The sequence below is a fragment of the Chryseobacterium sp. RR2-3-20 genome (assembly GCF_017808115.1).
Taxonomy (GTDB): Bacteria; Bacteroidota; Bacteroidia; order Flavobacteriales; family Weeksellaceae; genus Chryseobacterium; species Chryseobacterium oryzae.
Genome location: NZ_JADQBD010000119.1, coordinates 1 through 3,946, shown reverse-complemented (window position 1 = coordinate 3,946; position 3,946 = coordinate 1). Strand labels below are relative to the sequence as shown.

The 3,946-nt window shown below is 31.9% G+C and carries 5 protein-coding genes; 4 read left to right on the top strand and 1 reads right to left on the bottom strand.

All coding sequences use genetic code 11. The annotated features are described in order from the left end of the window. Nucleotides 1-196: 196 nt before the first annotated feature. The 4 genes from IV513_RS15010 to murA all read left to right on the top strand — a co-directional run bounded on the left by IV513_RS15010 (nucleotide 197) and on the right by murA (nucleotide 3,149). A complete protein-coding gene (locus IV513_RS15010; RefSeq protein ID WP_209391370.1) occupies nucleotides 197-655 on the top strand; it encodes a heme-binding domain-containing protein in 459 nt (152 codons plus the stop codon). Further along, nucleotides 656-1,072: a thiol-disulfide oxidoreductase DCC family protein gene (locus IV513_RS15005; protein WP_209391369.1), complete on the top strand. Its 417-nt coding sequence runs from the start codon at nucleotides 656-658 to the stop codon at nucleotides 1,070-1,072. Nucleotides 1,073-1,188: 116 nt separating this feature from the next. Continuing rightward, a complete protein-coding gene (locus IV513_RS15000) occupies nucleotides 1,189-1,839 on the top strand; it encodes a DUF4290 domain-containing protein (RefSeq protein WP_209391368.1) in 651 nt (216 codons plus the stop codon). A 2-nt stretch (nucleotides 1,840-1,841) separates the two neighbouring features. Then, nucleotides 1,842-3,149: a UDP-N-acetylglucosamine 1-carboxyvinyltransferase gene (gene murA, locus IV513_RS14995; protein WP_209391367.1), complete on the top strand. Its 1,308-nt coding sequence runs from the start codon at nucleotides 1,842-1,844 to the stop codon at nucleotides 3,147-3,149. 145 nt (nucleotides 3,150-3,294) lie between these two features. On the opposite strand, the gene IV513_RS14990 is transcribed toward murA, so the two are convergent. After that, nucleotides 3,295-3,600 (bottom strand): NIL domain-containing protein, encoded by a 306-nt coding sequence (locus IV513_RS14990; RefSeq protein WP_209391366.1) that lies wholly within the window; start codon nucleotides 3,598-3,600, stop codon nucleotides 3,295-3,297. Nucleotides 3,601-3,946: the final 346 nt, after the last annotated feature.

Sequence of the window (3,946 nt, the reverse complement as noted above, 5' to 3'; positions counted from 1 at the left end):
TACAACCCTTACAACTATTCAGTTTTTGAATAGATTTATTTTTGACAGAAATATAAACAACCTAAAAATAAATCTCGTTTGATAGTGCACTACGAGTTAATTTTATAATATTGTAAAAATTTGGTAAAAATTGTGCAGGACAGAATTCTAATTGAAGAATGTTGTACAAATCTTAGAATCTAAAAAAATATATTTCATGAAAAAAATACTTGTCGGTATATTGGTTGCGTTTATCATGATACAGTTTTTTCCGATAGATAAAACGAACAAACCTGTAGATAAAGGAATGGATTTTTTGCAGATTAAAAAGACACCATCTCAGGTTTCTAAACTTATTAATAATTCTTGCTACGATTGTCATTCCGATGAAACAAAGTATCCGTGGTATGCTAATATTGCTCCAGCTTCATGGTGGGTGAAAAATCATATCAACGAGGGAAGAAAGCATCTTAATTTTTCCACTTTTGCGATGTATGAACCGAAAAGGCAAATTAATAAGATGGAAGAGTGTGTAGAAATGTTGGAGAAACATGAAATGCCATTGGAGTCTTATTATCTTGGGCATCAGGATGCGAAACTTAGCGATAACGAAAGACAAGAACTTATCCAATATTTCAAAAGGGAGATTGAAGAAACTAAACGTAAAATGCAATAAATGAGTGAGCAAAATTGGCAAGAAAAACATGTTGTTTTTTACGATGGAGATTGTGGATTCTGCAATTTTTGGATACAATGGATTTTGGAAAAGGATAGGAAAGATGAGTTTTTATTTGCTTCGTTACAGTCAGATTTCGGGCAAAAGTTTTTAAAAGAAAGGGCTTTAAATAGTAGCGAATTCAATACTTTGTATCTCTGGAAACCTAATCATTACTATTTGATAAAGTCTAAAGCTGTGCTTAAAATTGCCAATTTATTAGGCGGTATTTATAAAATTTCTTTCATTGCAAATGTATTTCCAAAGCAAATTACAGACAGTATTTATGATGTAATATCGAAAAACAGGAAGAAATTAGCCAATCAAAAATGCTTTGTTCCCGACCATAATCAAAGGAAGAAGTTTATTGAGTTTTAATAATTGGTTTACATTTTGGAGTTTGATTTCTATTGAGGCTTAACTTTCTGTTAAATCATCAATAAATAAGAAAGTTTTTAAATTCTTTTTTTTATTAATCCATATATTTGCATTCTATGGAATACAATACCCAAAAAACACATCTAAATATGCCGGAATACGGCAGAATTATACAACAGCTTGTTGAATGTTGCAAAGAAGTTTCAGACCGTGAAGAGAGAAACGAAATGGCAATGGCTATAATAGATTTTATGGGGCAGAGAAACCCGCAACTTCGAGACGAAGAAAACTATAAACATAAACTTTGGGATCATCTTTTTATTCTTGCAAACTATGATATGGATGTAGATTCTCCTTATCCTTTTCCTACAAGAGAAGAGCTTGCAGAAAAACCTAAAAGGATGGAATATCCTAAACTTCAGGGAGATTTTAAGTTTTATGGCAAAAGTATTCTCCAATTAATTGAAAAAGCAATAGAATTGGAAAGTGGAGACGAGAAAGAAGCACTTATTGAAGTGATTGCCAATAACATGAAAAAGTCTTATAATGTCTATAATAAAGAGCATGTTACAGATGATGTTATTTTCCGTCACCTGAAAGAGCTTTCAAACAACAGACTCGATCTTACTGGTATAGACAGTCTGGAAAAAAGTAAAATTTATTACGCCAATAATAACAATCGGAATAATAATAAAAACAGCAATAATAAAAACCAACCTGCTAAAAGAAGATTTAATAATAACAACAATCATAAGAACAGAAGATAGTAATGAGTGGAACATTTCAAATACGTGGAGGAAAAAGACTGCAAGGCGAAATTACTCCGCAAGGAGCAAAAAATGAAGCTTTACAGATTTTATGTGCAGTTTTGTTAACTGACGAGGAAGTAAGAATTAAAAATATTCCCGATATACATGATGTAAACAGGCTTATCGAAATTTTAGGAGATTTTGGTGTAAAAGTGACTAAAAACGGTCATGGAGATTATACTTTCAAATCTGATGAGGTTAATTTCGATTATATTAAATCAACTGAATTCAAAAAAGACGGTGCAAAATTAAGAGGTTCAATTATGTTGATGGGACCAATGCTTGCACGATACGGAGAAGCATATATGCCAACTCCGGGCGGTGATAAAATTGGTAGAAGAAGATTAGATACCCATTTTCAGGGATTGGTAGAGTTGGGTGCAGAATTTCATTATGATGATGAAGAAGCATTTTATTCTTTAAAAGCTAAAGAACTGAACGGAAAATTTATTCTTTTGGAAGAAGCTTCTGTTACAGGTACTGCAAATATCTTAATGGCTGCAGTTTTGGCAAAAGGTAAAACAAGAATTTATAATGCAGCCTGCGAACCTTATTTACAACAGCTTTGTAAGATGTTGAACAGGATGGGAGCAAATATTTCTGGTATTGGATCTAACCTTCTCACTGTAGAAGGTGTCAACAATCTTCATGGTACAGAGCATACAATGCTTCCTGATATGGTAGAAATTGGTTCGTGGATTGGTCTTGCAGCTATGACTAAATCTGAAATCACCATAAAAAACGTCAACTGGAACCAGCTTGGTGTAATCCCAAATACGTTCAGAAAATTAGGTATACAGCTTGAACAAAGTGGTGACGATATTTATATTCCGGCTCAGGAACACTATAAAATTCAGAAATTTATTGATGGTTCAATCCTTACGGTGTCAGATGCACCTTGGCCAGGATTTACACCAGATTTACTGTCTATTATTTTGGTAGTGGCTACACAGGCTAAAGGAAGTCTTTTGGTTCACCAGAAAATGTTCGAATCAAGATTGTTTTTTGTTGATAAACTTATTGATATGGGTGCGCAAATTATTTTGTGCGATCCGCACAGAGCTACCGTTATTGGTCTCAATCAGGAATCTCCTTTACGTGGTACTACAATGGTTTCTCCGGATATCAGAGCGGGAAATGCTCTTTTAATTGCTGCTCTTTCGGCTGAAGGGAAATCTATCATTCATAATATTGAACAAATCGACAGAGGTTACGAAAATATTGACGGCAGATTAAAAGCCATCGGTGCAGATATTGAAAGAATATAAATTAATTATTCTAAAATTGTGAACTATAACATCCGAAAGTCTTTTTCGAATGTTTTTTTTTGAATTTTATAAGTGGGATTTATAAAAAAAGCGTCCAAAAAAATTTTTTGGAACGCTTATCAAATCAAACTATATGGACTTACATTTATAAATATCTTCTGCAATTATACTCTACAGTAGTGTTGAGAAGTTTATTTTCATTGAGAAAGAACTCAACTTTTTGAAATTCTTCACTGTTTGCATTAATACGTAATTGAAATGATCCAAAATTATTACCATCCACAAATTCTACATCGGCATTCAGCAGACTATAGCAAATACCCATGTTTTGATCTATGCAATATAGAATTTGGTCGAATTTCAACTTCCCGTTGAGTTCTATTTCCAAAATAAGGTCTTTTCTGGTATCGCTTGCAGCAATGTCTTTCTGTAGAAGATTAGGAATAATCATGATGGAGATTTTAGTTACACTTCAATTACGTTTTAATCATTAATTATTAGCAAAAATATAAAAAATATTTAGTCTACCAAATTAGTAGGGTATTATTTGTAAAAAAAACAGCAATATTTATATTGCTGTAAATAGTAGATTGAATTTAATCTGCTATTATTGATGAAATAAGCTAAACAAATTTTAAGTAAACCTGTTGTGCATTTAGGAATTAAAAAAAAAAAAAAAAAGATTGTCCATTTGATTAAAAAAATCGTATATTTAATTGATTACCAAGTCATTAAATACATGAACAATCTTATTCAAAACTACAAAATTATTTTAAAAGAATTGACAAACACCTGTA

Excerpts from the sequence above, each read along its gene's own strand:
- IV513_RS15010 (WP_209391370.1), top strand. The coding sequence starts at position 197 with ATGAAAAAAATACTTGTCGGTATATTGGTTGCGTTTATCATGATACAG.
- IV513_RS15005 (WP_209391369.1), top strand. The coding sequence starts at position 656 with ATGAGTGAGCAAAATTGGCAAGAAAAACATGTTGTTTTTTACGATGGA.
- IV513_RS14990 (WP_209391366.1), bottom strand. The coding sequence starts at position 3,600 with ATGATTATTCCTAATCTTCTACAGAAAGACATTGCTGCAAGCGATACC.
- IV513_RS15000 (WP_209391368.1), top strand. The coding sequence starts at position 1,189 with ATGGAATACAATACCCAAAAAACACATCTAAATATGCCGGAATACGGC.
- murA (WP_209391367.1), top strand. The coding sequence starts at position 1,842 with ATGAGTGGAACATTTCAAATACGTGGAGGAAAAAGACTGCAAGGCGAA.